Here is a 26,973-nt window from a genome sequence, read left to right on the forward strand (position 1 = left end):
GTCACTCAGAGTGCGTCGATGGTGACAGAACCGAGCCGATACCCGAGCATTGCACGCCTACCCATTGCCTACGGTCCCTCGGATGGGTGATTAGGGGGGCGTCCTTTCGCCGTCGGACGCCGCCCGCTCACGAATCTGCTTTACGGTGCACCCTCGCGACCCAGTCCGCGGGTTTGGCGATCTCCGCCTTGGTGGGCAGCGTGTTCGGAGACGTCCAGACGCGGTTGAATCCATCCATTCCGACCTCCCCGACGACGGACCGGACAAACCGCTCGCCGTCGCGGTACTGGCGCAGCTTGGCGTCGAGGCCGAGCAGCTTGCGCAGTGCCTGGTCCAGACGGCTCGCACCACGAGCCCTGCGCTGCTGGAACTTCTCCCGGATCTCGGCGACGGAGGGCACGACATCGGGTCCGACGCCGTCCATCACGAAGTCGGCATGCCCTTCCAGCAGGGACATCACGGCGGTCAGCCGACTGAGGATCTCGCGCTGGGCGGGGGTCTGGACCAGCTCGACGATGGAGCGGCCGCTCTCGTCCTCCTCGCCCTCGGGCCGGGCGCCGGAGAGCGACTGGGCGGCCTCCCTGAAGCGCTCGAGAACCGTCATCGGGTCGACCTCGGTCTCGCCCAGAAATGACTGGATCTCGCCCTCGAGGTGGTCGCGCAGCCAGGGCACCCCGGTGAACTGGGTGCGGTGGGTCTCCTCGTGGAGGCAGACCCAGAGCCTGAAGTCGTGCGGGTCCACTTCGAGTTCACGCTCGACATGGACGATGTTCGGGGCGACCAGGAGCAGGCGGCCGCCGCCGGCGCCCGGGACGGAGGGGTCGCCCGCGGGCAGTTCACGGGTGGCGGGCGCGAAGGTCTCGTACTGACCGAGGACCCGCGAGGCCAGGAACGACAGCAGCATGCCCAGCTCCACGCCGGTGACCTTGCCGCCGACCGCTCCGAGCATCGCGCCGCCCGGGCTGCTCGAGCGGCGCTCCTGCATCTTGTCCAGCAGCGGCTTAAGCAGTTCGCGGAAGCCCGCGACATTCGCCTGGATCCACCCGGCCCGGTCCACGACGAGGACGGGAGTGTCCTTCGGTTCATGACCGTCCGGGATCATCCGGGTGAAGCCCCGCACATGTACTTCGGACGCCTTGGCATGCCGCCGCAGCTCGGCGACGACGGCACGCGCCTCCTCCCGGCTCACGTCGGGTCCGGGCCGCACGAAGCGGGTCGCGGTCGCCACGGCGAGGTTCCAGTCGACCATCTCGGCACCACCGATGCTCGTCATGCGTCAACCGTACGTTGTCGGCTCCGGGAGCGGTCAGGTGTCGGCAACGGCCGGTTCGCCCATTGAGTCACGAGGCCAGCGCGGCCGCCAGCCGGTCCAGAGCGGGCTGGGCGGCCTCCTTGGACGGGGTGTTGGCGGCCATGAAGGCGAAGGCGATGAGGCGTCCGTCCGGGGCTACGACGGTGCCCGCCAGGGTGTTGACGCCGGTCAGGGTCCCGGTCTTGGCGCGCACCAGGCCGGTGCCTGGCGAGTTCCGGCTGTAGCGGTTCTCCATGGTGCCGTTGAAGCCCGCGACCGGCAGGCCCGTCAGGACCGGGCGCAGCTCGGGGTGGGCCGGGTCGGCGGCGCGGGCCAGCAGCGCGGTGAGCAGCCCGGCGGTGAGCCGGTCGTCCCGGTTCAGGCCGCTGCCGTCGGCGAAGCGGGCGCCGGTCAACGGGAGCTTCAGCTTGGCCAGTTGCCCGTTGACGGCCCGTCCGCCGCCCTCGAAGCTCGGCTCCTCGCCGGTGGCGACGGCGGTCTGGCGGGCCAGTGCTTCGGCGATGTCGTTGTCGCTGTTGGTCAGTGCCCGTTCGACCAGGGCCGACAGGGGTCCGGAGAGCACCTTGGCCAGCGGGGCGGACCCGGCGGCGGGACGGCCGGGGGCGGGGGCGGCGGAAGTGGCGATGCCGCGCTCCTTCAGCAGCCGCTCGAAGGCGCGGGCCGCGTCTCCCGCCGGGTCGGGGCTGCGGTCCACGGGCCCGGTGCTCTTCTCGTCGGACCGCCCCTCGCCCACCATGAGTGCGCTGACGGGGGCGATGTTCTGGTTGGGGCCGATGGGGTGCCGGACGGGCCCCTTGTAGAGCGAGGTGTCGTACGCGAGCCGGACGGAGACGACTCCGCGCTCGCGCAGGGCACGGGCCGTACGGTCGGCGAGCGTCCGCAGGCCTGCCGAGTCGAGGCTCGGGTCTCCGCCGCCGACGAGTGTGAGCTGCCTGGCGTCCTTGGAGGCGAGGACCGTGGTGGGGATGCGGTGGTCGGGACCCAGGGCGGACAGGGCGGCGACCGAGGTCGCGATCTTGATGGTGGAGGCGGGGGTCATCGGGTCGAAGACCCCTTGCCCGTACAGCTGCTTGCCCGTCGCGAGATCGATGACGCAGGCCGTACGGACCGTCCCGAGCCCGGGAGCGCCGAGCAGCGGTGCGAGCACCTTTGCGAGGTCGGCGGGGGTGGCCTTCGCGGCCTTGGCCGTGGCGTTCGCGGGGGCGCCGAGAGCGGCGAGCACACCGGGTGCGCTGGGCGCGGGCGCCGGGTCCTGCCGCCCCGGCGTCCCGTGATGTGCGCCACCCACCGGACTCCGGGCAGCCGCCCACTCCTTCTCGGCCTTACGCTGACCGGAGTCCCAGGGACCAGCCACGGCCACCGCCCCGGCGGCGAGGGCGAGGCCGGACACGGCGGCGCCCGCGGCGAGCTGCCACGTACTGACCTCTGGCACCTCGCACCAGCCCCTTTCGCGATCACACACCTGCGTGAGGGACACTTAACCACCCGACGTATGTGTTGATCATGGAGGAGCCACCCGTGGAGTTCGACGTCACCATCGAGATCCCGAAGGGTTCGCGGAACAAGTACGAGGTGGACCACGAGACCGGTCGGATCCGCCTTGACCGTCGACTCTTCACCTCGACCAGCTACCCGGCCGACTACGGCTTCGTCGAGAACACCCTCGGCGAGGACGGCGACCCGCTGGACGCGCTGGTCATCCTTGACGAGCCGACCTTCCCCGGCTGCCTCATCAAGTGCCGCGCGATCGGCATGTTCCGGATGACGGACGAGGCGGGCGGCGACGACAAGCTCCTGTGTGTGCCTGCCTCCGACCCGCGCGTCGAGCACCTGCGCGACATCCACCATGTGTCCGAGTTCGACCGCCTGGAGATCCAGCACTTCTTCGAGGTCTACAAGGACCTGGAGCCCGGCAAGTCCGTCGAGGGCGCGAACTGGGTCGGCCGCACCGAGGCCGAGGCGGAGATCGAGGCCTCCTACAAGCGCCTGGAGGCGCAGGGCGGCACGCACTGAGTTCGCTGTTGCTCGTACGGGCGGCGCACCCTTCGGGGTGTGCCGCCCCTCGTGCGTCCGGCCCCGGATCGGCGGCCGCAGGCCGACGCAGCGGCGCGAAGCCCGGGAGGCGCCCCGGCGCCGAGCAGTGCGAGCGGCGCGTCAAGGAAGGTTGCGAGCGGGGCGTCAAGAAAGGTGGGGCCGCCCGTCGTGCGTGTGGCCGCCGGCCCACACCCATACTGAGCTGACACGCGACACAAGAGGGAGCGAGGACAGCACGTGGTGGCGGAGCCGGAGGGTCCGGAAGACCGGAAGCCTCAGTCCGACGAGGCGCACAGCGCCTTCACCCCGCCGCCCGGGGTGGGACAGCCGGATGTTCACGAAGAGGACCATCCCTCCTCGGAGTTCGCCGTTCCGGCCGGGATCGGCACCGAGGGCCCGGCCGAACCGGAAGGTTCCGCTTTCGCCCTCCCGCGCACCTACAGCGCCAAGAGCTCGCCGCCCGCGTTCACGCCCGCGCACGGCATCCCCGTGGTCCGGCTCACCAAGGACGCCCACTGGCAGGACCGGATGCGGGCGATGCTGCGGATGCCGGTGGGCGAGCGGCCCGTGCCGGAGGCGGTGCAGCGCCATGAGGAGGGCGGCCCGGCCGTCCCGCGCGTGCTGGACCTGACGCTGCGTATTGGGGAACTGCTGCTCGCGGGCGGCGAGGGCGCCGAGGACGTCGAGGCGGCCATGTTCGCCATCTCGCGTTCGTACGGACTCGACCGCTGCGAGCCGACCGTCACCTTCACCCTGCTGTCGATCACCTACCAGCCCTCGCTCGTCGACGACCCGGTGACGGCGAACCGGACCGTACGGCGCCGGGGCACCGACTACACCCGGCTGGCCGCGGTCTACCGGCTGGTCCACGACATCAGCACCGAGGAGTCGGAGGTCTCGCTGGAGGAGGCCTACCGCCGCCTCGCCGAGATCCGCCGTAACCGGCACCCCTACCCCGGCTGGGCGCTCACCCTGGCCGGCGGACTGCTGGCGGGCGCGGCGTCCGTGCTGGTCGGCGGCGACGCGCTGGTGTTCCTGGCGGCCGCGATCAGCGCCATGCTCGGCGACCGGCTGGCCTGGCTGTGCGCCGGGCGCGGACTGCCGGAGTTCTACCAGTTCGTCGCCGCGGCCATGCCGTCCGCCGCGATGGGCGTCGCGCTGACGTTGTCGCCGCTGGACGTACGCGCCTCCGCGGTGATCACCGGTGGTCTGTTCGCGCTGATCCCGGGGCGGGCCCTGGTCGCCGGCGTACAGGACGGCCTGACCGGCTTCTACATCACCGCGGCGGCCCGCCTGCTGGAGGTCGGCTATCTGGTGGTCGGCATCGTCGTCGGCGTACTGAGCGTGCTCTATCTGGGCCTCGCACTGGGCGCGGGCCTGAACCCCGAGACGGCCATCCACAGCGTCGACCGGCCCATCGTGCAGACGCTGGCGGCGATGGCACTGTCCCTGTGCTTCGCCGTGCTGCTCCAGCAGGAGCGGAACACGGTACTGCTGGCGACGTTCAACGGCGGCATCGCCTGGGTGGTGTACGGCGCGCTCGCGAACACCGCGGGTGTCTCGCCGGTCGCCGCGACGGCCGCCGCGGCCGGTCTGGTGGGCCTGTTCGGGCAGGTGCTCTCGCGCTACCGGTTCGCGTCCGCGCTGCCGTACGTGACCGCGGCGATCGGGCCGCTGCTGCCCGGTAGCGCGACGTACTTCGGGCTGCTGGAGATCGCCAGGAACGATCTGAACGCGGGCCTCACCCAGCTCACCAAGGCCGCCGCCCTGGCGCTGGCCATCGCGATCGGGGTGAACCTGGGGGGCGAGCTGTCGCGGCTGTTCCTCAGGATGCCCGGCGTGGAGGGCCCGCTTCGCCGCGCGGCCAAGCGGACGCGCGGATTCTGAGCGGCCCGGGAGCCGGGCTCAGCGCTTGGCGTGGCGGCCGCGCTGCGCCGGGGGCACGTCGTCGTCGGCCGGTCCGGCGGCAGCTGCCTTCTTGTTCTTGGAGCGGGCCCGCAGGAACTCGATCGCGATCGGGATCACCGAGAGCAGCACGATCAGGACCAGCATCGCCTCGATGTTCTTGTTCACGAACTCGACCTTGCCGAGCCCGGCGCCGAGCAGCGTCACACCCGCGCCCCAGAGCGCGCCGCCGATGAGGTTGAACGTGACGAACGAGCGGTAGTTCATCCGGCTCACACCGGCGATGATCGGCGTGAACGTGCGCACGATGGGCACGAAGCGGGCCAGGACCAGCGACTTGGGACCGTACTTCTCGAAGAATTCGTGCGCCTTCTCGACGTTCTCCTGCTTGAAGAGCCGGGAGTCGGGGCGCTTGAAGAGCGAGGGGCCGACCTTGCGGCCGAAGAGATAGCCGACCTGGTCACCGACGACGGCCGCGAACACGACCAGCGCGCAGACCGCCCACAGCGGGAGCTCGTCGAGCTTGCCGGTCGTCACCAGCAGGCCGGTGGTGAACAGCAGCGAGTCGCCCGGCAGGAAGAAGCCGATGAGCAGGCCGGATTCGGCGAAGACGATGACCAGGACGCCGATCAGGCCGAAGGTCGAGATCAGATAGTCCGGGTCCAGCCAGCTCGGTCCGAGCGCAAGGGTAGTCACGAGGTCCGGGCTCCTGAGTCGATAGTCGGTCGATCGTCGATTCGGCCGTCGATTCGGCGTGGTCGGCCACCCAAAGCTATCAACGCATCGCCGCTGCTCCACGTTCCGTCCGCCCGCTCAGGATGCACTGTGCCCCCTCTGGGACAAAGCTGTGCGTCACAAGCCCGTACGGAAGGTGGACGCAGATGGGCATTGAGGATTACGGCGGCGGACAGGGTCCGCAGGCCGACGTACTGGTCGTGACGACGAACGACGTCCCGGGATTCCAGGTGCAGCAGGTCATCGGCGAGGTCTTCGGCCTCACTGTGCGCTCGCGGCATCTGGGCAGCCAGATCGGCGCCGGTCTCAAGTCGATGATCGGCGGCGAGCTGAAGGGGCTGACCAAGACCCTGGTCGAGACCCGGAACCAGGCGATGGAGCGCCTGGTGGAGCAGGCCCGCTCACGCGGCGCCAACGGTGTGCTGATGTTCCGCTTCGATGTGTCGGAAGCGGCGGACGTGGGCACGGAGGTCTGCGCGTACGGGACAGCGGTGGTCCTGGCCAAGAGCTGAGGAACCCCGGGCCAGGACGCTCGGGCCGGGAGCCCTCAGCTGCCCCGCACCGCGTTCGCGAGGATCGCGTCGTGCAGGTACCGGGCCAGGTCCGGGCGGATCTGCTCGTACGTCTGCGTGAAGCGGTCGTCCGTTACGTACAGTTCGGCCAGTCCGGTGTGGATCTCGTAGCCGCAGTCGTAGAACCAGCGGACGATCTGCTGCCGGTGCTCCTCGGCGAGGTCCATCGCGGCCTCTCCGTCCGCGGGTGCCCCGGCCTCCATGAGCGCGACCACGCGGCGGTTCCAGTCGGCGCTCTCCTCCTTGAAGCGCAGCCAGTCGTCCTTGGTGTAGCGGGCGGAGCGGCGCTGCGACTCGGCATGGGCCGCGGTACCGCCCCAGCGCCGCTCGGCCTCCTCGGCGTACTGCTCGGGGTCCTTGTCCCCGAAGACCTCGAACTTCTCCTCGGGCGTGAGGTTGATGCCCATCTTCTTCGCCTCCATGGCTTGTTCGACGGCGGCGGCCATCTGCTGCAGCCTGGCGATCCGGCCGGTCAGCAGCTCGTGCTGCCGGCGCAGGTGTTCGCGCGGATCCGCGGCCGGGTCGTCGAGCAGCGCCGCGACCTCGTCGAGCGGGAAGCCGAGCTCCCGGTAGAACAGGATCTGCTGCAGCCGGTCGAGGTCGGCGTCCTCGTAGCGCCGGTGGCCCGCGTGGCTGCGGCCACCCGGACGGAGCAGTCCGATCTCGTCGTAGTGGTGCAGCGTGCGCACGCTCACTCCGGCGAATGCGGACACCTGTCCCACGGAGTAGCTCATCGCGTTCCGCTCCTTCGTCTCTCGTTGCGCGTCCCAGCCTCGCTCCTCACGTTGCGTGAGGTGCAAGCCCGTACGAGCCTGAGAACTGACCGCACAGCCATGCGCCAGGAAGGCGGACACCGACGATGCCACTCCACAAGGGCGCGGGCAGCCCTCCCCACAAGGACGGCTCCGCCGAGCGGCCGGGGGACATGCGCAGGCTCTCGGTCAATCCCTTCTTCGGGGCAACCGACCCGACCAGCGGAATGACCACGGCTCCGCCCACGCACCGACTTCCGGACGGCCCGCTTCCGCCCATGACGGCGTACCAGCTGGTGCACGACGAGCTGATGCTGGACGGCAACGCACGGCTCAACCTCGCCACCTTCGTCACCACCTGGATGGAGCCGCAGGCCGGGGTGCTGATGGCGGAGTGCCGGGACAAGAACATGATCGACAAGGACGAGTACCCGCGCACCGCCGAGCTGGAGCGGCGTTGTGTGGCCATGCTCGCCGACCTGTGGAACGCCCCGGACCCGGCCACCGCGGTCGGCTGCTCGACCACCGGCTCCAGCGAGGCCTGCATGCTCGCCGGGATGGCGCTCAAACGCCGTTGGGCGCAGCGCAACGCGGACCGCTATCCCGGCGCCGCCCGGCCGAACCTGGTGACGGGCGCCAATGTCCAGGTCTGCTGGGAGAAGTTCTGCAATTTCTGGGAGGTCGAAGCGCGGCTCGTGCCGATGGAGGGCGACCGCTTCCATCTCGATCCGCAGGCGGCGGCCGATCTCTGCGACGAGAACACCATCGGCGTGGTGAGCGTTCTCGGCTCCACCTTCGACGGGTCGTACGAGCCCGTTGCCGAGGTCTGTGCCGCGCTGGACGCCCTTCAGGAGCGTACGGGCCTGGACATCCCGGTCCATGTCGACGGGGCGTCCGGCGGGATGGTGGCGCCGTTCATCGACGAGGATCTGGTCTGGGACTTCCGGCTGCCGCGGGTCAAGTCGATCAACACCTCCGGGCACAAGTACGGCCTTGTCTACCCGGGGGTCGGCTGGGCGCTGTGGCGTTCACCGGAGGATCTGCCGGAGGAACTCGTCTTCCGGGTCAACTATCTGGGCGGCAACATGCCGACGTTCGCCCTCAACTTCTCACGTCCGGGCGCTCAGGTCGTCGCGCAGTACTACACGTTCCTGCGGCTGGGCCGGGAGGGCTACCAGGCCGTTCAACAGACCTCCCGGGACATCGCCTGCGCGCTCGCGGACCGGATGGAGGCGCTGGAGGAGTTCCAACTCATCACGAGAGGAGACCAGTTGCCGGTCTTCGCGGTGACCACCGCGCCGGACGTGAAGAACTTCGACGTCTTCGATGTCTCGCGGCGGCTGCGCGAACGCGGCTGGCTGGTCCCCGCCTACTCCTTCCCGCCCAACCGCGAGGACCTCTCCGTACTGCGACTGGTGATCCGCAACGGCTTCTCGGCCGACCTCGGCGAGCTGCTGATGGACGATCTGAACGAGCTACTGCCGGAACTGCGCCGCCAGCAGCACCCGTTGAGCACGGACACGGCGGCGCATTCGGCGTTCCACCACTGATCAGCTGTCGTCCTGCGGGTGCCGCTCGCCCGTCGCGTACGGGTTCTCCTCGCCCTCCGCGAGCACTCCCTTGAAGGGCTCCCCCTCCCCCGCGAACACGTACGCCCCGTCCTCGATCCGCCGGATCAGCCCCCGCGTCCACTCCGCGCCGAAGTCCGCCGAGCCCACCCACATGTTCATGATTTCGCCGATGTGCCCGATCGACTCGGGCCCCGCCTGCGGTGTGTAGTACTCCGTCACCGAGGTCCGCCACTCCTCCAGGCCGCGTACCCGCTCCTTCAGCAGGGCCACGGCCTCCTCCCGCTCGAGGTCGACGATGAAGCCGATCCCCGCCGAGAGCACGTCCATCTTCTCGTCGTAGGCCGTCAGGGACTCCCGCAGCAGCTTGAAGAACTCCTCGGTGCCCTTCTCGGTGATCTCGTACTCGGTACGCGGCGGCCCGCCGGCCGTGGACGGCGCGGACTCGTGCGCGTGCAGCAGTCCCTGCTTCGCCATCTGCTTCAGCGCGTGATAGATCGAGCCCGGCTTGGCGTTGGACCAATCGTGCGCGCCCCAGTACTCCAGATCGTTGCGGACCTGGTAGCCGTGCGCCCGCCCGTGCTGGCGTACGGCCCCGAGGACCAGCAGCCGGATCGCTGACATCCGCGCACCTTTCTATTCAACTTTGAATAGGGTACGGCCGGGCTCAGCCCCAGCTCTGGCCGCTCTCCAGCGCCACCAGGTCGAACGCGCCCTTGCCGTCCAGCGACTCGCGGATGATGTCGGCGTGCCCGGCGTGCCGGCCGAACTCCTCGACCAGGTGCAGCAGCACCCAGCGCATGGACACAGCGCTGTCCTTGGGGAACCAGGGCGCGGGAGGCAGCGGGAAGGTGTCGTTCAGGCTCGGCACGGAGTGGATGAAGGCTTCCGTCTCCTTGGCCACCTCGTCCCAGAAGGCCAGCATCCCCGGGACGGTCTCGTCGCCCACCAGGCGGAAGCTGTCGGCCCAGGTCTCCTCGGTGCGCTCCCTCTCGTTCGTTCGCCGCTGCGCCCGCCGCAGCCTGCCGAGCTCCGTCTCCGCGACATGTTTGAGCAGCCCGGAGAGCGAGAGCTCGCTGGCGCTGGGCCGGCTCGCGGCCTGCTCCTCGGTCAGCCCGAGTACCGAGCGGCGGATCGCGCCGCGCTGCGCCTCGACGAAAGCGAGCAGCGCGCCGCGCTCGTCGCCGTGAGCCTCTGCGGGAACGTGAGTGACCATGATGTCTGCCCTTCCGAGCTTGGTTGTGCCGTCCTGACACCAACCAAGCTACGGACGCTTGCGGTCAGTTTCTGTCCGCAAGGGTGGCGGCGGCCCGGGAAAATCAGAACGGGAACTGCGAGCGCCCGTGCTGCACCGAGATCCACTTCTGGGTGGTGAACGCCTCGATCATCGACTCGCCGTTCAGCCGCCCGCTGCCCGAGTGCTTCTCGCCGCCGAAGGGCACGATCGGCTCGTCGTGAACGGTGCTGTCGTTGATGTGGATCATTCCGGTGTTGATGCGCTGGGCGATCCGTACACCGCGCTCGATGTCACCGGTGTGCACCGCGCCGCTGAGGCCGTACGGAGTGTCGTTGGCGATCCTGACCGCCTCGTCCTCCCCGTCGAACGGGACGATCAGGGCCACCGGGCCGAAGATCTCCTGCTGCAGGACCGGCGAATCGGCTTCGAGCCCGGTCAGCACCGACGGGCGCACCAGATTGCCCTCGGAGCTGCCGTGCAGCAGCGCGGTCGCGCCGGCCTCCACGGTCTGGTCGACGAGCGCCGTGACCGCGTCCGCCTGCGTGGAGTTGATGAGCGGGCCGATGTGGGTGCCGGGATCCTTGGGGTCGCCGACCTTGAGGGTCTTGACCTTGGCGACGAACTTCTCGGTGAACTCCTTCTCCACCTTCCGGTCCACCAGGACACGGTTGGCGGCCATGCAGACCTGGCCCTGGTGCACGAAACGGCTGAAGACCGCCGCGTCCACCGCGTAGTCGATGTCCGCGTCCTCCAGCACGATCAGCGCGCTGTTGCCGCCCAGTTCGAGGATCGCGCGCTTGAAGTTGGCCGCGCAGACCGTGGCGACATGCCGCCCCACCTTGTCCGAGCCGGTGAAGGAGATCGCCTTCGGCACCGGGTGCTCCAGCAGCGCGTCGCCGATCTCCGCTATGTCGGTGATGACGACATTGAGCAGACCCGCGGGCAGGCCCGCGTCCTCGAAGACCTTGGCGACCAGCGACCCGCCGCAGATCGGGGTGTTCTGGTGCGGCTTGAGGACGACGGCGTTGCCCAGCGCCAGCGCCGGGGCCACCGACTTGATGGACAGCAGGAAGGGGAAGTTGAAGGGGCTGATGACACCCACGACGCCCACCGGCAGCCGGTAGACGCGGTTCTCCTTGCCGTCGACCGGCGAGGGCAGGATCCGGCCCTCGGGCCGCAGCGAGAGCTGCACCGCCTCGCGCAGGAACTCCTTGGCGAGGTGAAGTTCGAAGGCCGCCTTCAGATGCGTACCGCCGAGCTCCGCGATGATCGTCTCGGTGATCTCCTGCTCGCGGTCCTCGATGATGCGCAGGGCGCGCTCGAAGACAAGGCGGCGGGCGTACGGATTGGTCGCGGCCCAGGCCTCCTGCGCACGCTCGGCGGCGCGGTAGGCCTGGTCCACCTCGGCGGCGGTGGCAACGGGGATCGAGGCCAGCTTCTCCCCGTCGTACGGGTTGAAGTCGATGATGTCCCAGGAGCCGCTTCCCGACCTCCACTCGCCATCGATGTACTGCTGGGCCAGCTCGGTGAAGAAGGACATGTGATCCGATTCCTTACCGCAGAAGACTGCAGAAGCAGATGCCTGATGTGGCGTCATCGTACTTGTGTTTCAGATGAGTTGAAGGAGACCCCGAAGAAGATCCCGGGTCTCGGACGGATCCGGGCTGTCCTCGTGCAGACGCCTCATCACCCGTTCGTACTGCGCCACTTCCTCGCGCTTGTCGAGATACAGGGCGCTGGTCAGCTGCTCCAGATAGACGAGGTCGGAGAGGTCGGACTCGGGGAAGCGCAGCATCGTGAACGAGCCGCTCTCGCCCGCGTGCCCGCCGAAGCTGAAGGGCATCACCTGGAGCGTGATGTTCGACTGCTCGGAGATCTCGATGAGATGCCTCAACTGGCCCTGCATCACCGAGCGGTCGCCGTAGGGGCGGCGCAGCGCGGCCTCGTCGAGGACGGCATGGAAGCGGGGGGCGCGCTCGGAGACCAGAACCTTCTGGCGTTCGAGGCGGAGGGCGACGCGGCGGTCGATCTCGGCCGCGGGGGCGTCGGGGATGCCGCAGGCGACAACGGCATGGGCGTACGACTCGGTCTGCAGCAGGCCGTGCACGAACTGCACTTCATAGATACGGATGAGCGAGGCGGCGCCTTCCAGACCGACGTACGTCTGGAACCAGCCCGGCAGTACATCGCCGAAGCTGTGCCACCAGCCGGCGACATTGGCCTCCTTGGCGAGACCGAGGAGGGACTCGCGCTCCGCTTCGTCGGAGACTCCGTAGAGCGTCAGCAGATCCTCTACGTCCCTGGCCTTGAAGCTCACCCGTCCCAACTCCATGCGGCTGATCTTGGATTCGGATGCCCGGATCGAGTACCCGGCAGCCTCTCGGGTGATGCCGCGTGATTCGCGCAGCCGCCTCAGCTGCGAGCCCAACAGGATGCGCCGTACCACCGAACCGCTCGACTCGCCTGCGGTCACGACCCCAACCCTCCCCATCGACTCATGGTCCGCCTCGACTCAACTCGCTTGTCCGCCTTACCGGAGCACCCCCGAACCCCGAGACCCGGGATTCTGCCACCAAAACGCTTCAGCCCGTACTCATTCGATTACGGAAATGAGACGGCCTTGGGAAGGGCTGGAAAGAGATTGGTGGAAGAAATGAGCAAGAACCGGCACGGGGTCGGACAGGTCCGGCGCGTGCACGTGCATCTGCCCTTGCATCTGCCCTACGCATTCGGAACCATGGTCCTCGCGCACCTGCGTGCTCGTTCGTGTTGTAGCGTCACAGCCGCGATTCCCGGGAGTGCCTCGCATGGGGATGAATGGATCGACCATGCTCGCGCCGTTACGGCAGGGGCTTCCTCCTATTGATCCCGCCGCGGTCTCCAGCTCGGCCTCGTGCGCCCTGCCCGCCCGCTTCGAAGCGGTGCGCGGAGCACGGCAGTTCACCCGGACGACTCTCGGCCAGTGGGAACTGAGCGACCGTTTCGACGATGTCGCGCTGGTCGTGTCCGAACTCGTCACCAACGCACTACGGCACGCGCTGCCCACTCAGACGCATCAGGAGACCCAGGAACCGCCCGTACGGCTGCACTTGATGCGCTGGACGACCCGGCTGGTGTGCGCCGTGCGCGACCCCAGCCACGACGGCCCGGGGGCGGCCGGGGAGAGTGACGACGCTCCTTTCCCGGATCCCAGTGGCGCGGCCGAGTCCGGCCGGGGCCTTTTTCTCGTGGACTCCTTCAGCGACAGCTGGGGCTGGCACCCGCTCGCTGGATCACTGCACGGCAAGGTGGTCTGGGCGCTGTTCCGGCTCGGCTGAGCACGCTCTAGACGAGGTGGTCGAACTCCCCGTCCTTGACGCCCAGAAGCAACGCTTCTATCTCTGCGGGCGTATATACGAGTGCGGGGCCGTCCGGGTGCCGTGAGTTGCGCATCGCCACATCCCCGCCGGGCAGCTTGGCGAACTCCACGCACGAGCCCTGGGAGTTGCTGTGCCTGCTCTTCTGCCAGACGACACCGTGCAGCTCCGTCGCCGCCATGCCGTTGTACACGTTGGGCACAAGTCGCTCCCGGGGTGCAAGATGCAGGTGTCAACTATCCCGGATCATAGCTGTGTTCATATGCCGATGCATGGGCGGCAGCACGAGCAGATGCACGTGCACGCCGAGTGGCCCCCCGGTTACAGCTCCGCGGGAGCTTCTCCAGCACGCACCTGGGCCGGGTCGTCCGGATCGAATCCCTCGTACACAAGGAAGAGACGTGTCCCGCGCCCTTCCGGCTCCAGCGTCCAGTCGGCGGGGCCGAACGGATCGCCGCGCAGGAGGAGTTGCGGCGTCAGCCGCGCGACGCGAGCGCCACGCGCGTGCGCAACCGGGACAGCGTGGACGGCCGGCCGCGCGGCCATCTGCGGAAGTTCGGCCTGTCGCGTGTCCGGGTGCGTGAGCAGGCACACGCCGGGTTCCTCCCCGGAGTGCGCAAGTCCTCCTGGTAGCTTGGCGCGGTCTTGAAACCGACTAGGGGGACCGATAAGTGCACAAGCGCGTACGAATGTCAGTCGCCGCGGCGGGTCTTGTCGCCGCGCTCGCGCTGACCGGCTGCGGCAGCAGCGACAGTGACGACGCGGACAAGGGCAAGACCTCTGCCACGCCCACGGAAGCGGGTGGCGACGGAGGGTCGGCGAGTGGGAGCATCGACGGCGCCTGGTCCGGTGTGACCGACGGCAAGCCGATCGCGCTGTCCGTCTCGGGCAAGACCGCGGCGGTCGTCGCCGACGGTCATGTCTGCACGGGCGAGGTGACGGACCACGGCAAGCCGATGCTGTCGCTGAAGTGCGCGGACGGGAACACCGACCGCACGATGGGCTCGATCGAGTCCAACGACGGTACGAAGCTGGTGGTCTCGTGGGACGCGGGCGCGAAGGACACGCTCACCAAGACCGAGCCGGGCAAGCTGCCCAAGGGACTGCCGACGGAGCTGCCGACCGGCATCCCGGCTCCCTGACGCCTCTGATGCCTCCGACGTCCTGACATACGAGGTCAGCCGCGGGCCGCGGACCTTTACGGGTTCGCGGCCCGTCGTCGTGTCAGCGGGGCCTGGCCCGGCGGCGATTGCACCGTCAACTACAACTTTGCCTTCTCTTGGTGTGGCTGCGGAGGCTGTTGGGACAGCCTCGCATGCACAGGCGGTGAGCTCGGTCACGTCCGGGAGCCTCAACTCCCGTGCGGAGACGACCGGTTCACCGGCCCCCCATGCACGACCGAAAGGCACCAACATGACAATGAACCGCGCCATACGGCACGGCGGCCGGCTACTGGCCCTGACGGTGGCGGCCTGCGGAATCGCGGCGGCGACAACCACGTCCGCATCCGCCGACGAGCAGCCGACGCGGGAGCAGCTGACGGCGGACTGCGCCTCCGGCGAGGGCAAGTGCACCTTCAACTCCCCCCAGCTGGGCGAGGCGTACCTGGGTCAGTTCCGCCAGGTCTCCGACTCGCTCTACAACTGCAGTACGTCGGACGCGACTCAGTCCATGACCTGGAGCGACACCGTGGGCTCGACCGACTCGGCCGGCGTCTCGGTCACCGCGGGCGGCAACATCGCGGGCATCATCGACCTGAGTGTGACGGCGACCTACAGCCACACCTGGACGAGCACGCACTCGGAGAGCAGCTCCCTGGGCATGACGGTCAAGCCCGGTGAAGTGGGCTGGATCTCGCGCGCCCAGGTGATGCAGAACGTCTCCGGCACCTGGCAGACCCACTACGACAGCCCCAAGTGGGATCACTACTACTGGTTCTGGCAGGACACCATCACCGGTCCGGCCGCGAACGGCACGGACGGCAAGAGCAACGCGGTGGTCGTCAAGAGCCGCAAGATGACCGATGCGGAGAAGCAGTCCTGCTCCGCCGATGCCCACGAGGGCAGGGCGTTCGTCCAGGAGCGCTGACGCACGACCCCTGCCCTGCCCTGGGGCGGGGCAGGGGTCCGCCGTGGCACGCCGTTGACCTACGCGTCCGCTGCGCCCGAGCGGGCCTGTTCACCGCTGAGCCTGTGGCGCTCCCGCGCCAGATGCGCTGTGTCCGCCGCCGCTCTGCCGTGGACCCAGCCCGCCTCGTCGGTCACTCCGCGCACCCGTGTGGTCGTCGTCTCGGGGAACATCTGCTCCGTGCGGCCCGTGACCGCCACGTCCCGCGCGGCCAGGACCGGCAGCAGGTCGCTTCCCTCGTCGGCCGTCACCGCGTCCGTCGCCGCCGTGAGGCGTTCGCCGAGGCGGGCGGCGTAGGACATCAGGAAGGACTGCCGGAAGGTCTTCGTCCGCTTGCGGCCGCCCGCGCGCTGGGTCGCCTCCGCGCGGGTCATCGATGTCGTCCCCTGAACCAGCAGCGAGGTGTAGAGCAGCTCGACCGCCTCCAGGTCGCCGTCGAAGCCGACGACCGTCGAGAATCCGAAGGCGCTGTTCCATACGGCGCGGCAGCGGTTCGCCGATGCGACCGCGTCCAGCAGGATCGCCTTGGCCGTTTCGTAGGGGGCGTCCACGCCGATGCGGCAGGCCGCGGGCACATCGGGGCGATGGGTCTGCGCGGCGAGCATGGCCTCGTCCAGACTGTGCCGCGCCATCAGCTCCTGGGCCTTCGCGGTGAGCGCCTCCGCCTCCTGCGGATAGCCGGTCGCCTCGGCCTTGGCGAGCAGCGCCCGGATCCGGCCGAGCATGCGCGGCTCGTGCGGCGCCGGCTCGGCGGAGAGGGGCGCGCCGGGTATCGGGCCGACCGGTTCGATCGCGGGGAGCCGGATCAGCAGGCGGTACAGATCCAGTACGGCGGTCGCGTACGAGAAACGGTCGGCGGTGTACGGGGGCAGCTTCAGCTCGTCGAGGTGGGCCCGCCAGCGCGGGGCGAGGTGCGCGTACCGCCCGCTCTCCCCCGTGATCAGCCCGGCGACCAGCCGCTCGTGCTCGTCGTCGAGGTCGCGCCGTACGAGCCGAACGACATCGGCGGGCTGCCAGCCGCGCTCCCAGGCCCGGCGCAGGAACTCCTCGCCGCGCAGCCTCAGTTCGGCGTCGGCGGCCGGATCGGCGGCGAGCAGGGAGGCGCCGGTGTCGAGCCCTTCGTGGCCGTCGGCGTACAACGCCACGGCAAGCGCCTTCTCGACCGTGCCGACTGTGCTCACGCCTCCGATGATCCCATGGGGCCGGGCCTGCCCTGAGGTGTGTCTCGGGGTTGGTCAGCCCCTACCCTGAGGACGCCCCCCAGTGGTCGACCTGCCGGTCGTCCTCGGCGTCGCCCTGCTCTGCACGGCGATCGCGCTCGCGGGCACCCTGCTGATGGCCACCTCCGCCCGGGCGCCCGGGCTCGCCTCGCTGCGGAGGGCGGGCGTGACCCAGGCGGCCGCTCTGCTCCCGGCCTGGCGGGCGACCCGCGCCTGACCTCAGGCCGTCGTACGGCGCCGGCGGCACGCGAGCGTCACCGCCACCAGCAGCGGAGCCCACGCGAGCAGCGGGGCATAGCAGACCACCAGCACCGCGACCTGGAGCGCACTCCCGTCCAGCCCGTCGCCAAGACCGGCGAACTGGGCGTAGAACGACCAGGCGCAGAGCACGGTGAGACCGGCCGCGCCCAGCAGCGCCGGGACCACCGCGGCGCTCGGCCGCACCCTCCGCCCGCCGATCAGCGGGATCCAGTCGGGCACCACCTCGCCCCACGGGCGGACGAGCCCGAGGGTCAGCAGCGCGAGGCACTCCGCGACCACGCTGAGCATGACGATGTACAGCCCCTCTCCCCAGTTCGAGACGGCCCGGGGGAGCAACGGCACCCCCGCGACCAGGGCGATCCGCCACAGCCCGGACGGCAGGGTGACCAGCGGTACGGCGTGGGCCGCGAGCACGGCCCAGCGCGGCACATTCGGCAGAGCGCTCATCTTCGGCATGCGTTCATGCTCGGGCCGGGGGTGCGCCGGTGACATCGGCGTACGGGAGCATCCCGCTCCGCCGCGCGGCGGAGCGGGAGGTACGACCAAGCGGCCCTCCCAGGCGGGCTTAGCTGTCCCCGCCCTCGTCGATCAGCCGCCGCACCTCGCGGTCGATCAGCCCCAGCCGCGCCTCCGCCACCAGCGGTACCGATCTCCGCTGCCGCCGCGCCTCGTGGAGGTCGATGTCCACGGTCACGAGCCCGGGCTCCCACTTGGGCGCCTGGGCCACCACCGACCCGCGCGGGTCGACCACCCGTGAACCGCCCCAGAACGAGGCGCCGTTCTCGCTCCCCACCCGGTTCACGAAGACGACCCAGCACTGGAGCATCCGCGCCGTATAGGTGAGCAGGCTGTCCCAGTACAGGCCCGTGTCCATCGCCTCCGGATCGAGGCTGGCCGCGCTGTTCGCCGGCACGATCACGACCTCCGCCCCGTCCTGCACGGCGAGCCACGGCAGCATCGGCTGCCAGGCGTCGTTGCAGATGAGCGTGGCCGCGCGACCGGCACCGTCCGGCAGGTCGTACGCGCGCACCAACTGGCCGGGGCTGACGTGCTTGCGCTCCTCCCACGCCAGATAGTTGGGCAGATAGCACTTCCGGTGCGTGTGCAGGAGTTCACCACCGCTGTAGTACGCGCAGGTGTTGTACGCCCGCAGTGAGGTGTGCTCGTGGAATCCGGCCATCACGTCCGCGCCGTACGTCCCCAGCTTGAGCAGCCGCGGGTCGCGTGCCTGCACCGAGGTGTCCCGCCGCAGCGCGCCCAGGTGGTAGCCGTGCAGGCTCAGCTCGGGGAAGACGACGAGATCCGCACCCTGGGCGACGGCCTGCTCGATCTGCTCCCGGGCCGTTTCGAGATTCGCGTCCACTTCGCCCAGTACACAGTCGGTCTGTGCCAGTGCCATTCGCATACAACGAGCCTGACAGCGGTAACCCGATCGGGCACCTCCGGCGGGCCCGCCGCAAAGCCCCTAAGCGCCGTGGAGGCTCTTCTTCGCCAGCTCGTACGCAGGGAGCATCCCCTCGTGCTCCTCGGTGTCCAGTCCACCGAGATGCACGACGACCACGCCCTTGGGGGTCGTGAAGGCGAGCGCCCGCTCCTTCTTGGGCGCGTCCAGGGACTCGTTGGTATTGAGGTAGGTCACCTCGGTGGCCGCGTACTCGCCCGCCTTGATCTGGGCGTACGCGACCTTGTCCCGGCTCTTGGCCTCCTCGGCGACGAAAGCCTCCAGCGCCTTGCGCGGATCGTCGCCGGCGCGGCCCCCGGTCCAGACGCGCAGGAAGCCGATGTTCCCGGCGGGCTTGGCGTCGATCTCGCAGACGAGGGTGACGGGACCCTGCTTGGTCAGCCCGAACTGCTTGTCCTCCTTGACGGCCTTCGGCTTCCAGCCGGCCGCCAGGTCGAACGAGACGGGCAGGGCGCACGGCGAACCGGCACCCCCGACCGTGCCGCCCTTCGCGGCGGCCTTGGCCGCGTCCCCCTTGCCGTCCCCCTGCGCCTGGCCCTCAGCAGCGCCCTTCGCGCTCGCCGCGGGCTGAAGCCGGTCCGACTCCCCCTCCGAGGAACAGCCGGTCAGCGCCACCGTCACCAGCGCCACCGGGACCAGCCCCGCACCCACACCGCGCAGAAGACCTCGCACCACGCTTCCCCACCCCTGGGTCAGTTCCGAACAAACCTGACCGATCCTAGATCGCCGTCAGGGAGTGATCACCAGCCGCGTCCACACCCTGGGGAGCGGCCGCGCCGACCCGGCCCGCGGCGCCGTGCCCCGCCGATCAGGGCGGATGTCAGACCCGGCTGCGACACTCGCTCCCATGAGCGAACGATGGGCTCTGGCGGCGGCGGAGGGCGACGGGGCGCGGCTCGTCCCCCTCGGCCCCGACGGCCTGCCCGCCGGGCCCGTCCAGGAGGAACCCGAGCTGACCGAGGCCGTCCGCTCCCGCCCGGACGTCGGCAGATGGGTCTGGCGCTCCACCCCCGAGATCTACCCCCGGCTGCTGGCGGCCGGAGTGCGCGTCGAGCGGTGTTACGACATCGAGGACGCGGAGCTCCTGCTGCTCGGCCACGAGGGACGGCTCGGCGAGCCCCGGTCGGCTGCGGCCGCCTGGGCCCGGCTGCACAACGCCCCCGTGCCGCCCGATCCCCCGCAGCGCGCGGCCGAACCGGGCTCGCAGTCCTCGCTCTTCGAGCCGCAGCCCGTGCCCGTACCACTGGAAGCGCTCCTCGAGGTCTACGCCGACCAGCAGCGAAGACACGAGGCCGCCGAGCACCCTGGGCGGATGCGGCTGCTCACGGCCGCCGAGTCGGCGGGCCTGCTGGTGGCCGCGGAGATGAACCGCGCCGGGCTGCCGTGGCGCGCGGACGTCCACCGGGATGTGCTGCACGAGCTGCTGGGCGAGCGGTACGCGGGCGGGGGCGAGCCGCGCCGTCTGGCGGAGCTGGCGGACGAGGTGTCGGCGGCCTTCGGGCGCCGGGTGCGACCGGATCTGCCCGCGGATGTGGTGAAGGCGTTCGCGCAGGCCGGGATCAAGGTGAAGTCGACCCGGCGCTGGGAGCTGGAGGAAATCGACCACCCGGCCGTCGAGCCCCTGATCCAGTACAAGAAGCTGTACCGCATCTGGACCGCGCATGGCTGGAGCTGGCTCCAGGACTGGGTCCGCGACGGCCGCTTCCGCCCCGAGTATCTGCCCGGCGGCACGGTCTCGGGCCGCTGGACGACCAATGGGGGCGGGGCACTTCAGATCCCGAAGGTGATCCGGCGCGCGGTCGTCGCGGACGAGGGCTGGCGCCTGGTGGTCGCGGACGCCGACCAGATGGAGCCGCGGGTGCTGGCCGCGATCTCCCGCGATCCGGGCCTGATGGACGTCGCGGGCCATGACGGCGATCTGTACTCCGCGCTCTCCGACCGCGCCTTCTCCGGCGACCGCGACCACGCGAAGGTCGCGCTGCTCGGCGCGATCTACGGCCAGACCTCGGGCGACGGCCTGAAGAACCTGGCCATGCTCAGACGCAGGTTCCCGCTCGCCGTGTCGTACGTCGACGAGGCGGCGCGGGCGGGCGAGGAGGGGCGGCTGGTGCGCACCTGGCTGGGGCGCACGAGCCCGCGGGCGGCGGGTTCGGGGGACGACGACGAGGCGGGAATCCCCCAGGAGAGCGAGGAACTCCCGTCCCCGGACGCGGAGTTCACCCCCGGATACGCCTCCTCCAACGCGCGGGCGCGGGGCCGTTTCACCCGTAACTTCGTGGTGCAGGGCAGCGCGGCGGACTGGGCCCTGCTGATGCTGGCGGCACTGCGGCAGGCCATCGCGGGCATGCGCGCCGAGCTGGTCTTCTTCCAGCACGACGAGGTGATCGTGCACTGCCCGGCCGATGAGGCGGCCGAGGTCGCGAAGGCGATCCGCGAGGCCGGGGAGCTGGCCGGGCGGATCGCCTTCGGTCGGACGCCGGTGCGGTTTCCGTTCACGACGGCGGTGGTGGAGTGTTACGCCGACGCGAAGTGACCGCGTCCGGGAGAGTTACCGAGCCGTGAGCCACACGGGGTCCGTGGCGATGGCCTTCAGCTCCTCCATCGTGATCAGGAGTTCTTTGCCGCTCTTGAGCGACTTGGGGCTTGGGGAGTTGTAGGCGGAGATCTGGATCGACAGACCGTTCGGCCGGAAGGTGTCGACCTGCCAGTGCTGGACGCCCGGATACGCGCCGGGCTTCTTCACGGCGGCCACCTTCATGCCGTCCGGACGGGTCTCGGTCCAGACGGCGTCGTCGGCGGCCGTCCGCACCGTCTCGATGTAGGTGCGACCCCCGGTGTTCCCGTCGACCACCACCACGTGCCCGTCGGCGCCGGTGCCGCCCTCGGAGTACACCTCGAGGCGCTTGGGCAGCAGGGACTTGAGGATGGGCAGCATGTCACCCGGTTCGGCCCTGGAACCGGGCCTTACAGAACCGAACGCGTTCGGCTCACCGGCTGTGGTGAACGAGCCTTCCACGAACAGCGCGAGATGGCGCAACTTGCCCGGGTTCATCCGCGGGTTGCGGCTCAACGGCGCCTCCTGGTTCCCGGCCTTCACGTTGTTGGTGGCCAGCTCGATGAGGTACCCGCTGGACGAGAGCATCGTGACCGCCCACTTCTTGATGCCTCCGGCACGGCCCGCCTCCGTGTACCCCTTCACGGCCCGGTTGCCCGGCTGTGTGGTGCACTCCTCGTACGGCGAGCCCTTCTTGGGCGGGCACGTGACCAGCTTCGCGAGCGACTTGTCCGCCGGGTCCACGCGGCGGACCGAGAGCGTCACGGTCGCACCGGCCCAGCCGTCCTCGAAGACGATGGATGCTGTCGCTGCCTTGGCCTGGCTGGAACTGCCGCTGCCCTGCAGTTTCGGGCGGGCGATGGCGATCCCCGCGCGTTCCATACCGTTCTGCAGGATGTTCTTCATCTGCTCGGCGGTGACCTTGAAATGCCCCGAGCCGGCCGGCGGAACCGGGTCGGTCGCACCGTCCGCTGTGTCACCTCGGAATGCGCCACCCAGGTACAGCGCGCTCGATGCCACCAGGGCCACGGCCAGAGAGGCGCCGCCCACGGCGGAGATACGGCGGCGGGCGAGCCTGCGGCGGCCGCGGGCCAGGCCGCCGTCCACCAGTGCCCTGCCGCCCGCCGGCCGGAAGGCCTCTCCGGTACGGCGCAGCGCATCGCCCAGTTCGTCTTCAAAGGGCATGATGAACCACCACTTCTGGGTCAATAGGGGAAAAGGGAGCCTTAGTGGGCGGCGAACTCGGCGAGATTTCCGCCCAGTTGCTCCCGGAGCTTCGCGAGCGCACGCGTCGATCTGGTGCGAACGGCAGCAGAGCTGACCTTCATGGCATCGGCGGTCTCCTCGACACTGCGGTCCTCCCAGTACCGCAGCACCACCACGGCACGGTCCTTGGGAGCGAGCTGCCCGAGCGCACCGAGCAGTGCGAGGCGCAGCGCCGGGTCGTCACCGGATTGCAGAGCACTGTCGGGGACTTCGCCGAGGGGGCGTTCCGTGGCGGATCGCCGCCGCTGATGAGTGAGGAAGGTGCGTACAAGAACGGCCTGGGCATAGCCCGCCGGGTTGTCTATCCGCGAGACGCGACCCCACAGCGCATACATCCGGCCCAGCGTCTCCTGCACAAGGTCCTCGGCGAGATGGGTGTCACCACTCGTCAGGAGACAGGCAGAGCGGAAGAGGTGGCTGGTGCGACCAGCCGCGAACTCCCGGAAGTCCTCCGTGCGGGACCGTCTCATGTCTCTCCGTTCTCGTGCCTGCCTTCACCTCTCTGACGCGATGGCACCTGCGGAATGTTTCACACGGACACGGACCGGCTCCCCAGCGGCTCCCGCAACTCCCCCAGCGTCGACTCGTACGCCCCCGTCGGGGGTGGTGGCGGCTGTTGGATCGAGTCTTCGGATCCGGCTCCGCCGGTGCTCGGCGTGCAGAGCCACACTCGGGGGAGTATCGCCGACGCGGCCGCATCCGCAGCATGTCTGCCTGCCCCGTCCCGCTACTCCCCCGGTCGTACGAGGGGTGACTCCGCCGGGACGACGCGGCCGCCCCCGGTCCGGGCCGATGCTGACCGCATGACCACCGCAGCCCTCCGGCACGCCCTCACGTCCCGGCATACGGGTGGCCCGCGCCCCACTGAACGCCTCTGCTACGCGACCGGCGCCATCCTGATCGCCGCCGGCCTCTTCCACCTGGTGGTCTTCTTCGCCGACGGCGGCCCCTGGACGGGCCCGGTCTCCTGGCGCAAGCCCTTCACCTTCGGGGTCTCCTTCGGCCTGACGCTCGTCGCGATCACCTGGGTGACGTCGTATCTGCGGATCGGCGCCCGCGCCCGCTGCGTACTGCTGGCCCTGTTCGCCGCCGACTGCGTACTCGAAGTCGCCGGGATCACGCTCCAGGCCTGGCGGGATGTTCCGTCTCACTTCAACCGCGAGACTCCTTTCGACAGCGCTGTCGCCACGGCCCTCGCGGTCGGCGGGGTGCTGCTGGTGCTGATTCTCACGACTTTCGCCATCGCCTCGTTCAGGCACCGCCCCGAGGGCCCGGCGGGCATGGCACTCGCGGTGCGCACGGGCTTCGCCGTGCTGCTCGTCGGCCTGCTGTCGGGCGCGGCGATGATCGCGTACGGGGTCGTGGTGACCCGCACCGACAGCCAGGAGGCCGCCTACCACTCCTCGGGAGCCCTGAAGCCGCTGCACGGGGTGTCGCTCCACGTGATCCTGGTCCTGCCGGTTCTGGCCCGCCTGCTGGCCTTCACCTCCTGGCCGGGGTCGACCCGCGAAAAGGTGGTGCGGGCGGCTGCGGCGGCGTACCTCCTGGCCGTGGTCGCGGCGGGCGCCTGGGCTCTGCTCCAGCTGTGACGGACGGGCGGTTCGCTCAGCGCTCGGCTCCCGGGTCGAGCACGGGCTTCACGTCGAGTACGGGTGTCCCGTCCAGCGCCTCCAGATTCTGCACGCGCACTCTCGTGCCGTCTTTCGTCACGTCGACCGCCACAAGGGTCACCCGGTGCAGCCCGATCGGGTTGGGCCGGTCCGGCGAACGAGTCGAGAACACCCCCGTCACCGGCCTCGTCACATCACCGCGCGGATGCACCGCAAGGACCTCGCGGCTCGCGCGATCGAGCCAGGTCAGCACCATCACCTCCTCCCCGGCTCGCAGATCGCGCAGCCCCTCGCTCACGCCCGGCTGGAACACCAGCCAGGCTTCGGGCGCACCCTCGTCCCCCTGCTTGGGAGCCGACTCGCGGTCGGTCAGAGGGGACTCGACCCGGCCGATCGGCTGCAGGACGTACGGACTGTCGTTCATGCTTCCTCCCACGCGTGGCTTGATTCCTGGCTGATAGTTGTCACATCGGCTCGGTTTCACGGGTCACTCCTGTGACCCGCGGCGGCGAAGGAATGTGCCCCATGGACGAGAACGAATTTCTGGCGGAACGCTTCGAGGAGCACCGCGCCCGGCTGCGCGCGGTGGCCTACCGGATGCTCGGCTCGTCCGGCGAGGCGGACGACGCCGTCCAGGAAGCCTGGCTGCGGCTCAGCCGTTCCGACGCCGACGCGGTCGACAACCTGGGCGGCTGGCTCACCACGGTCGTCGCGCGCGTGTGCCTCAATATGCTGCGCTCGCGCGAGACCCGGCGCGAGGACCCCTGGGACGTGCACCGGCCGGAACCGGCCGCCGACCGCGAGGACATCGCCGACCCCGAGCACCAGGCGCTGCTCGCCGACTCGGTCGGCCTGGCGCTCCTCGTCGTACTCGACACCCTGGCGCCCGCCGAACGGCTCGCCTTCGTCCTGCACGACATGTTCGCTGTGCCCTTCGACGAGATCGCCCCCATCGTGGAGCGCACCCCTGCGGCCACCCGCCAGCTCGCCAGCCGCGCCCGCCGCCGGGTCCAGGGCGCGGAAACCGCCCCCGAAACCGATGTCACGCGCCAGCGCGAGGTGGTCGACGCCTTCCTCGCCGCCTCGCGCGGCGGCGACTTCGACGCGCTGCTGACCTTGCTCGACCCGGATGTCGTCCTGCGCGCGGACAGCGCGGCCGTCCGGTCGGGAGCGGGCGCGGCCCGCGGTGCGCAGGCGGTGGCCCACACCTTCGCGGGCCGCGCGAAGGCCGCACAGCCGGCGCTGATCAACGGCTCGGCGGGGCTGGTCTGGGCCCCGGGCGGACAGCCGCGCGTCGTCTTCGGCTTCACCATCGCCGCCGACGGCAGGATCGTCGCGATCGACATCGTGGCCGACCCCGGGGGCCTGGGCCGGCTGGACCTGGAGGTCCTGAGCGGCTGACTGGCGCCGGACCGGGCTGCCGGGGCGCGGGGCTGCGGCGGCCCGGTCGGCACGGGGAGGCGTACGGACCGGGCCACCGTTTCCGCGGCTGACGGCCGCCTGCCGTCAGGCCTCCTGGATAAGGCCGATGACACTGCCGTCCGCGTCCTTCAGCATGGCGGTCAGCTTGCCGCCGCCGACGTCCTTGACGTCCTGCACGGTCTCGGCGCCGGCGCCGACGAGCGCCTGGATCCTGGCCTTGATGTCATCGACGTGCCAGTAGGCGACGGGGCCCGTCATCCCCAGGCTGTGGCCGTTGGGGTCCAGACCGACATCCTGGCCGCCGACGCGGTAGCCGACGTAGTAGACCTCGTCCATGACCGGCTCCACCCCCAGGAGCTCGGTGAAGCGGGCCTTGGCCTGCTCGATGTCCTTGACGGGGTAGATGATCGTCTTGATGCCTTCGTTCATGACGTGCTCCTGGTGCTCGGTTCGCGGTGCTCAGGTCGTGCGTTCACTGCCATGACACGACGGGGCGGAGGAATGTGACCTCCGGACACACGGAACCTGCCCCCGAGCGGAGGTACGGGAAAACCCATGGTGCATGCCACCCGGATCGCGAACACTGGTGAGGGTGGAAGTCTTCTGCGACGAGTCCGGGTCCGACGGCGAGAATCTCACCGGCGGAAACACTGATGTGTTCGCCCACGCCAGCGTGCACCTGCCCCTTGAACCGGCGGCGGATTCCATCCAGGAAATACGAAACAGAATCCGATCACCGGCGGAGGAATACAAAGCGAATCATCTGCTCCGGGGGAAACACCGCTCGACGCTTGAGTGGATGCTGGGGCCTTCGGGCCCGATCCACCAAAACGCCCATGTGCATCTCACCGACAAGGCATTCTTCGTCGTCGGCAGAGTCGTCGACCTCCTCGTGGGCGAAACCCGCAGCCGGGCCCCGGGCACCATGGCTCTCACCCTCTACCGCGAGGGACCCCGCACCTTCGGGCACCAACAGTGGCAAGCCTTCCTGGAGTCGTCCAACAACCTGATGCGCACCAAGAACCGCTGGGACGCCCGAACCCCGGTCGACTCCTTCTTCCACCTGCTCGACGCCCTGCGCCCGGCAGTCGCGGGCAACGGAGTGGGCGACATCATGGAATTGCTTCAACAGGCCCGGCCCCGCGCCGACTCTTTCTGGGCGCGGACGCTCGAAAACCCGACGAGGATTCCGTCATTGGACCCCCTCATTCCGGCCATCGTCCAAACCGTCGCCCACTGGAGTGCGGGCGGACAGTCCGTCTCCCTTGTCCACGACCAGCAGAACGCGCTGACAGAAGAGCGCATCGCATGGCTCAAGGAGCATCTCCGTTCACCACAGGGCCGATTGACCAGCGTGCGGCTCGTCGATTCCCGCTCGGACCCACGCGTTCAGCTCGCGGATTTCCTGGCCGGAGTGGCGCGGAAGATAGCCTCGGACGAGCTCAACGGCCGGGGCGACGCGGAGCTCACGGCGCTTCTGCGACCGTATGTGGACGCGTCCTCGATCTGGGGCGACGACCGAAGCTGGTCCCTGCTGGGTCCCGCGCACGCTCGGGCGGACCAATGAAAGAAGCCCAGGT

General features: G+C 69.8%; 29 protein-coding genes and 2 pseudogenes. 13 read left to right on the top strand and 18 right to left on the bottom strand.

Annotated features, from left to right (window positions below; genetic code table 11):
* Positions 1-127 precede the first annotated feature (127 nt).
* Together OG905_RS18375 and dacB are read right to left on the bottom strand one after the other, a co-directional pair.
* Positions 128-1,273 carry a zinc-dependent metalloprotease gene (locus OG905_RS18375; RefSeq protein ID WP_328673006.1) on the bottom strand — a complete coding sequence of 382 codons (1,146 nt, stop codon included), beginning with the start codon at positions 1,271-1,273 and terminating at the stop codon, positions 128-130.
* 67 nt (positions 1,274-1,340) lie between these two features.
* The gene (gene dacB / locus OG905_RS18380; RefSeq protein WP_328673008.1) at positions 1,341-2,744 is read right to left on the bottom strand and encodes a D-alanyl-D-alanine carboxypeptidase/D-alanyl-D-alanine endopeptidase; all 1,404 of its coding nucleotides are present in this window, start codon (positions 2,742-2,744) and stop codon (positions 1,341-1,343) included.
* Positions 2,745-2,830: 86 nt separating this feature from the next.
* On the opposite strand from dacB, the gene OG905_RS18385 reads away from it, so the two are divergent.
* Positions 2,831-3,325: an inorganic diphosphatase gene (locus OG905_RS18385; protein WP_328682433.1), complete on the top strand. Its 495-nt coding sequence runs from the start codon at positions 2,831-2,833 to the stop codon at positions 3,323-3,325.
* A gap of 258 nt (positions 3,326-3,583) precedes the next feature.
* Entirely contained in the window at positions 3,584-5,233 is a 1,650-nt protein-coding gene (locus OG905_RS18390) for a threonine/serine exporter family protein (protein ID WP_328673009.1), read from the top strand.
* Between the two features lie 18 nt (positions 5,234-5,251).
* Here OG905_RS18390 and OG905_RS18395 read toward each other — a convergent pair whose 3' ends face one another.
* Positions 5,252-5,947 (bottom strand): DedA family protein, encoded by a 696-nt coding sequence (locus OG905_RS18395; protein WP_328673011.1) that lies wholly within the window; start codon positions 5,945-5,947, stop codon positions 5,252-5,254.
* Between the two features lie 185 nt (positions 5,948-6,132).
* Here OG905_RS18395 and OG905_RS18400 point away from each other — a divergent pair, with 185 nt between their 5' ends.
* Positions 6,133-6,498: a YbjQ family protein gene (locus OG905_RS18400; protein WP_328673013.1), complete on the top strand. Its 366-nt coding sequence runs from the start codon at positions 6,133-6,135 to the stop codon at positions 6,496-6,498.
* A gap of 35 nt (positions 6,499-6,533) precedes the next feature.
* Here OG905_RS18400 and OG905_RS18405 read toward each other — a convergent pair whose 3' ends face one another.
* Positions 6,534-7,292: a MerR family transcriptional regulator gene (locus tag OG905_RS18405; protein ID WP_328673015.1), complete on the bottom strand. Its 759-nt coding sequence runs from the start codon at positions 7,290-7,292 to the stop codon at positions 6,534-6,536.
* Between the two features lie 125 nt (positions 7,293-7,417).
* Here OG905_RS18405 and OG905_RS18410 point away from each other — a divergent pair, with 125 nt between their 5' ends.
* On the top strand, positions 7,418-8,860 hold the full coding sequence (locus OG905_RS18410; RefSeq protein ID WP_328673016.1) for a glutamate decarboxylase: 1,443 nt from the start codon (positions 7,418-7,420) through the stop codon (positions 8,858-8,860).
* Here the strand turns inward: OG905_RS18410 and OG905_RS18415 are convergent, their stop codons facing one another.
* The 4 genes from OG905_RS18415 to OG905_RS18430 all read right to left on the bottom strand — a co-directional run bounded on the left by OG905_RS18415 (position 8,861) and on the right by OG905_RS18430 (position 12,588).
* Positions 8,861-9,502 carry a PadR family transcriptional regulator gene (locus OG905_RS18415; protein ID WP_328673017.1) on the bottom strand — a complete coding sequence of 214 codons (642 nt, stop codon included), beginning with the start codon at positions 9,500-9,502 and terminating at the stop codon, positions 8,861-8,863.
* 43 nt (positions 9,503-9,545) lie between these two features.
* A complete protein-coding gene (locus OG905_RS18420) occupies positions 9,546-10,094 on the bottom strand; it encodes a DinB family protein (RefSeq protein WP_328673019.1) in 549 nt (182 codons plus the stop codon).
* Between the two features lie 103 nt (positions 10,095-10,197).
* The gene (locus tag OG905_RS18425; protein ID WP_328673021.1) at positions 10,198-11,655 is read right to left on the bottom strand and encodes an aldehyde dehydrogenase family protein; all 1,458 of its coding nucleotides are present in this window, start codon (positions 11,653-11,655) and stop codon (positions 10,198-10,200) included.
* A gap of 69 nt (positions 11,656-11,724) precedes the next feature.
* Positions 11,725-12,588: a helix-turn-helix domain-containing protein gene (locus OG905_RS18430; RefSeq protein ID WP_328673023.1), complete on the bottom strand. Its 864-nt coding sequence runs from the start codon at positions 12,586-12,588 to the stop codon at positions 11,725-11,727.
* A 334-nt stretch (positions 12,589-12,922) separates the two neighbouring features.
* Between OG905_RS18430 and OG905_RS18435 the strand changes: the two genes are divergently transcribed.
* Positions 12,923-13,432, top strand: a complete 510-nt coding sequence (locus OG905_RS18435) for an ATP-binding protein (RefSeq protein ID WP_328673025.1) — start codon at positions 12,923-12,925, stop codon at positions 13,430-13,432.
* A gap of 7 nt (positions 13,433-13,439) precedes the next feature.
* Here the strand turns inward: OG905_RS18435 and OG905_RS18440 are convergent, their stop codons facing one another.
* Both OG905_RS18440 and OG905_RS18445 read right to left on the bottom strand, forming a co-directional pair.
* Positions 13,440-13,673 carry a DUF397 domain-containing protein gene (locus OG905_RS18440; protein WP_142214438.1) on the bottom strand — a complete coding sequence of 78 codons (234 nt, stop codon included), beginning with the start codon at positions 13,671-13,673 and terminating at the stop codon, positions 13,440-13,442.
* Positions 13,674-13,816: 143 nt separating this feature from the next.
* Positions 13,817-13,903 (bottom strand): annotated as a pseudogene (locus OG905_RS18445) (SRPBCC domain-containing protein); the annotation flags it as partial.
* 12 nt (positions 13,904-13,915) lie between these two features.
* Here OG905_RS18445 and rpsN point away from each other — a divergent pair.
* From rpsN to OG905_RS18460, 3 genes and pseudogenes are all read left to right on the top strand, one after another.
* Positions 13,916-14,104: pseudogene (rpsN, locus tag OG905_RS18450) on the top strand (30S ribosomal protein S14); the annotation flags it as partial.
* Between the two features lie 56 nt (positions 14,105-14,160).
* A complete protein-coding gene (locus OG905_RS18455; protein WP_328673027.1) occupies positions 14,161-14,613 on the top strand; it encodes a hypothetical protein in 453 nt (150 codons plus the stop codon).
* Between the two features lie 271 nt (positions 14,614-14,884).
* Positions 14,885-15,559, top strand: coding sequence for a hypothetical protein (locus tag OG905_RS18460; RefSeq protein WP_328673029.1), 675 nt, complete (start codon positions 14,885-14,887; stop codon positions 15,557-15,559).
* Between the two features lie 59 nt (positions 15,560-15,618).
* On the opposite strand, the gene OG905_RS18465 is transcribed toward OG905_RS18460, so the two are convergent.
* Positions 15,619-16,779, bottom strand: a complete 1,161-nt coding sequence (locus OG905_RS18465; protein WP_328673031.1) for a DUF2786 domain-containing protein — start codon at positions 16,777-16,779, stop codon at positions 15,619-15,621.
* An 82-nt stretch (positions 16,780-16,861) separates the two neighbouring features.
* Here OG905_RS18465 and OG905_RS18470 point away from each other — a divergent pair, with 82 nt between their 5' ends.
* On the top strand, positions 16,862-17,035 hold the full coding sequence (locus tag OG905_RS18470) for a hypothetical protein (protein WP_328673033.1): 174 nt from the start codon (positions 16,862-16,864) through the stop codon (positions 17,033-17,035).
* A 2-nt stretch (positions 17,036-17,037) separates the two neighbouring features.
* Here the strand turns inward: OG905_RS18470 and OG905_RS18475 are convergent, their stop codons facing one another.
* The 3 genes from OG905_RS18475 to OG905_RS18485 form a co-directional block, all read right to left on the bottom strand.
* The gene (locus tag OG905_RS18475; RefSeq protein ID WP_328673034.1) at positions 17,038-17,535 is read right to left on the bottom strand and encodes a hypothetical protein; all 498 of its coding nucleotides are present in this window, start codon (positions 17,533-17,535) and stop codon (positions 17,038-17,040) included.
* Positions 17,536-17,644: 109 nt separating this feature from the next.
* Positions 17,645-18,484, bottom strand: coding sequence for a nitrilase-related carbon-nitrogen hydrolase (locus OG905_RS18480; protein ID WP_328673036.1), 840 nt, complete (start codon positions 18,482-18,484; stop codon positions 17,645-17,647).
* Between the two features lie 60 nt (positions 18,485-18,544).
* Positions 18,545-19,216: a lipoprotein gene (locus tag OG905_RS18485; protein WP_328673037.1), complete on the bottom strand. Its 672-nt coding sequence runs from the start codon at positions 19,214-19,216 to the stop codon at positions 18,545-18,547.
* Positions 19,217-19,388: 172 nt separating this feature from the next.
* Here OG905_RS18485 and OG905_RS18490 point away from each other — a divergent pair, with 172 nt between their 5' ends.
* A complete protein-coding gene (locus OG905_RS18490; RefSeq protein WP_328673040.1) occupies positions 19,389-21,074 on the top strand; it encodes a bifunctional 3'-5' exonuclease/DNA polymerase in 1,686 nt (561 codons plus the stop codon).
* A 15-nt stretch (positions 21,075-21,089) separates the two neighbouring features.
* Here the strand turns inward: OG905_RS18490 and OG905_RS18495 are convergent, their stop codons facing one another.
* Positions 21,090-22,280, bottom strand: a complete 1,191-nt coding sequence (locus tag OG905_RS18495; RefSeq protein ID WP_328673042.1) for a hypothetical protein — start codon at positions 22,278-22,280, stop codon at positions 21,090-21,092.
* A 41-nt stretch (positions 22,281-22,321) separates the two neighbouring features.
* A complete protein-coding gene (locus OG905_RS18500; RefSeq protein ID WP_328673044.1) occupies positions 22,322-22,831 on the bottom strand; it encodes a SigE family RNA polymerase sigma factor in 510 nt (169 codons plus the stop codon).
* 333 nt (positions 22,832-23,164) lie between these two features.
* Between OG905_RS18500 and OG905_RS18505 the strand changes: the two genes are divergently transcribed.
* Positions 23,165-23,950: a hypothetical protein gene (locus tag OG905_RS18505; RefSeq protein ID WP_328673046.1), complete on the top strand. Its 786-nt coding sequence runs from the start codon at positions 23,165-23,167 to the stop codon at positions 23,948-23,950.
* A 16-nt stretch (positions 23,951-23,966) separates the two neighbouring features.
* Here the strand turns inward: OG905_RS18505 and tsaA are convergent, their stop codons facing one another.
* A complete protein-coding gene (gene tsaA / locus OG905_RS18510) occupies positions 23,967-24,395 on the bottom strand; it encodes a tRNA (N6-threonylcarbamoyladenosine(37)-N6)-methyltransferase TrmO (RefSeq protein ID WP_328673049.1) in 429 nt (142 codons plus the stop codon).
* 101 nt (positions 24,396-24,496) lie between these two features.
* Between tsaA and OG905_RS18515 the strand changes: the two genes are divergently transcribed.
* Positions 24,497-25,372: a sigma-70 family RNA polymerase sigma factor gene (locus OG905_RS18515; protein WP_328673051.1), complete on the top strand. Its 876-nt coding sequence runs from the start codon at positions 24,497-24,499 to the stop codon at positions 25,370-25,372.
* A gap of 105 nt (positions 25,373-25,477) precedes the next feature.
* On the opposite strand, the gene OG905_RS18520 is transcribed toward OG905_RS18515, so the two are convergent.
* A complete protein-coding gene (locus OG905_RS18520) occupies positions 25,478-25,822 on the bottom strand; it encodes a VOC family protein (RefSeq protein WP_328673052.1) in 345 nt (114 codons plus the stop codon).
* Between the two features lie 133 nt (positions 25,823-25,955).
* On the opposite strand from OG905_RS18520, the gene OG905_RS18525 reads away from it, so the two are divergent.
* Complete coding sequence (locus tag OG905_RS18525; RefSeq protein WP_328673055.1) at positions 25,956-26,960, top strand: DUF3800 domain-containing protein; 1,005 nt, start codon at positions 25,956-25,958, stop codon at positions 26,958-26,960.
* Positions 26,961-26,973 lie beyond the last annotated feature (13 nt).

The sequence above is a fragment of the Streptomyces sp. NBC_00322 genome (assembly GCF_036147535.1).
Classification (GTDB): domain Bacteria; phylum Actinomycetota; class Actinomycetes; order Streptomycetales; family Streptomycetaceae; genus Streptomyces.

What these genes read in the sequence shown, in the direction of transcription:
- OG905_RS18375 (WP_328673006.1), bottom strand. Translation starts at nt 1,273, where the DNA reads ATGACGAGCATCGGTGGTGCCGAGATGGTCGACTGGAACCTCGCCGTG.
- OG905_RS18400 (WP_328673013.1), top strand. Translation starts at nt 6,133, where the DNA reads ATGGGCATTGAGGATTACGGCGGCGGACAGGGTCCGCAGGCCGACGTA.
- OG905_RS18405 (WP_328673015.1), bottom strand. Translation starts at nt 7,292, where the DNA reads ATGAGCTACTCCGTGGGACAGGTGTCCGCATTCGCCGGAGTGAGCGTG.
- OG905_RS18410 (WP_328673016.1), top strand. Translation starts at nt 7,418, where the DNA reads ATGCCACTCCACAAGGGCGCGGGCAGCCCTCCCCACAAGGACGGCTCC.
- OG905_RS18415 (WP_328673017.1), bottom strand. Translation starts at nt 9,502, where the DNA reads ATGTCAGCGATCCGGCTGCTGGTCCTCGGGGCCGTACGCCAGCACGGG.
- OG905_RS18420 (WP_328673019.1), bottom strand. Translation starts at nt 10,094, where the DNA reads ATGGTCACTCACGTTCCCGCAGAGGCTCACGGCGACGAGCGCGGCGCG.
- OG905_RS18425 (WP_328673021.1), bottom strand. Translation starts at nt 11,655, where the DNA reads ATGTCCTTCTTCACCGAGCTGGCCCAGCAGTACATCGATGGCGAGTGG.
- OG905_RS18435 (WP_328673025.1), top strand. Translation starts at nt 12,923, where the DNA reads ATGGGGATGAATGGATCGACCATGCTCGCGCCGTTACGGCAGGGGCTT.
- OG905_RS18455 (WP_328673027.1), top strand. Translation starts at nt 14,161, where the DNA reads ATGTCAGTCGCCGCGGCGGGTCTTGTCGCCGCGCTCGCGCTGACCGGC.
- OG905_RS18460 (WP_328673029.1), top strand. Translation starts at nt 14,885, where the DNA reads ATGACAATGAACCGCGCCATACGGCACGGCGGCCGGCTACTGGCCCTG.
- OG905_RS18475 (WP_328673034.1), bottom strand. Translation starts at nt 17,535, where the DNA reads ATGCCGAAGATGAGCGCTCTGCCGAATGTGCCGCGCTGGGCCGTGCTC.
- OG905_RS18480 (WP_328673036.1), bottom strand. Translation starts at nt 18,484, where the DNA reads ATGCGAATGGCACTGGCACAGACCGACTGTGTACTGGGCGAAGTGGAC.
- OG905_RS18490 (WP_328673040.1), top strand. Translation starts at nt 19,389, where the DNA reads ATGAGCGAACGATGGGCTCTGGCGGCGGCGGAGGGCGACGGGGCGCGG.
- OG905_RS18495 (WP_328673042.1), bottom strand. Translation starts at nt 22,280, where the DNA reads ATGCCCTTTGAAGACGAACTGGGCGATGCGCTGCGCCGTACCGGAGAG.
- OG905_RS18500 (WP_328673044.1), bottom strand. Translation starts at nt 22,831, where the DNA reads ATGAGACGGTCCCGCACGGAGGACTTCCGGGAGTTCGCGGCTGGTCGC.
- OG905_RS18505 (WP_328673046.1), top strand. Translation starts at nt 23,165, where the DNA reads ATGACCACCGCAGCCCTCCGGCACGCCCTCACGTCCCGGCATACGGGT.
- tsaA (WP_328673049.1), bottom strand. Translation starts at nt 24,395, where the DNA reads ATGAACGACAGTCCGTACGTCCTGCAGCCGATCGGCCGGGTCGAGTCC.
- OG905_RS18515 (WP_328673051.1), top strand. Translation starts at nt 24,497, where the DNA reads ATGGACGAGAACGAATTTCTGGCGGAACGCTTCGAGGAGCACCGCGCC.
- OG905_RS18520 (WP_328673052.1), bottom strand. Translation starts at nt 25,822, where the DNA reads ATGAACGAAGGCATCAAGACGATCATCTACCCCGTCAAGGACATCGAG.
- OG905_RS18525 (WP_328673055.1), top strand. Translation starts at nt 25,956, where the DNA reads ATGCCACCCGGATCGCGAACACTGGTGAGGGTGGAAGTCTTCTGCGAC.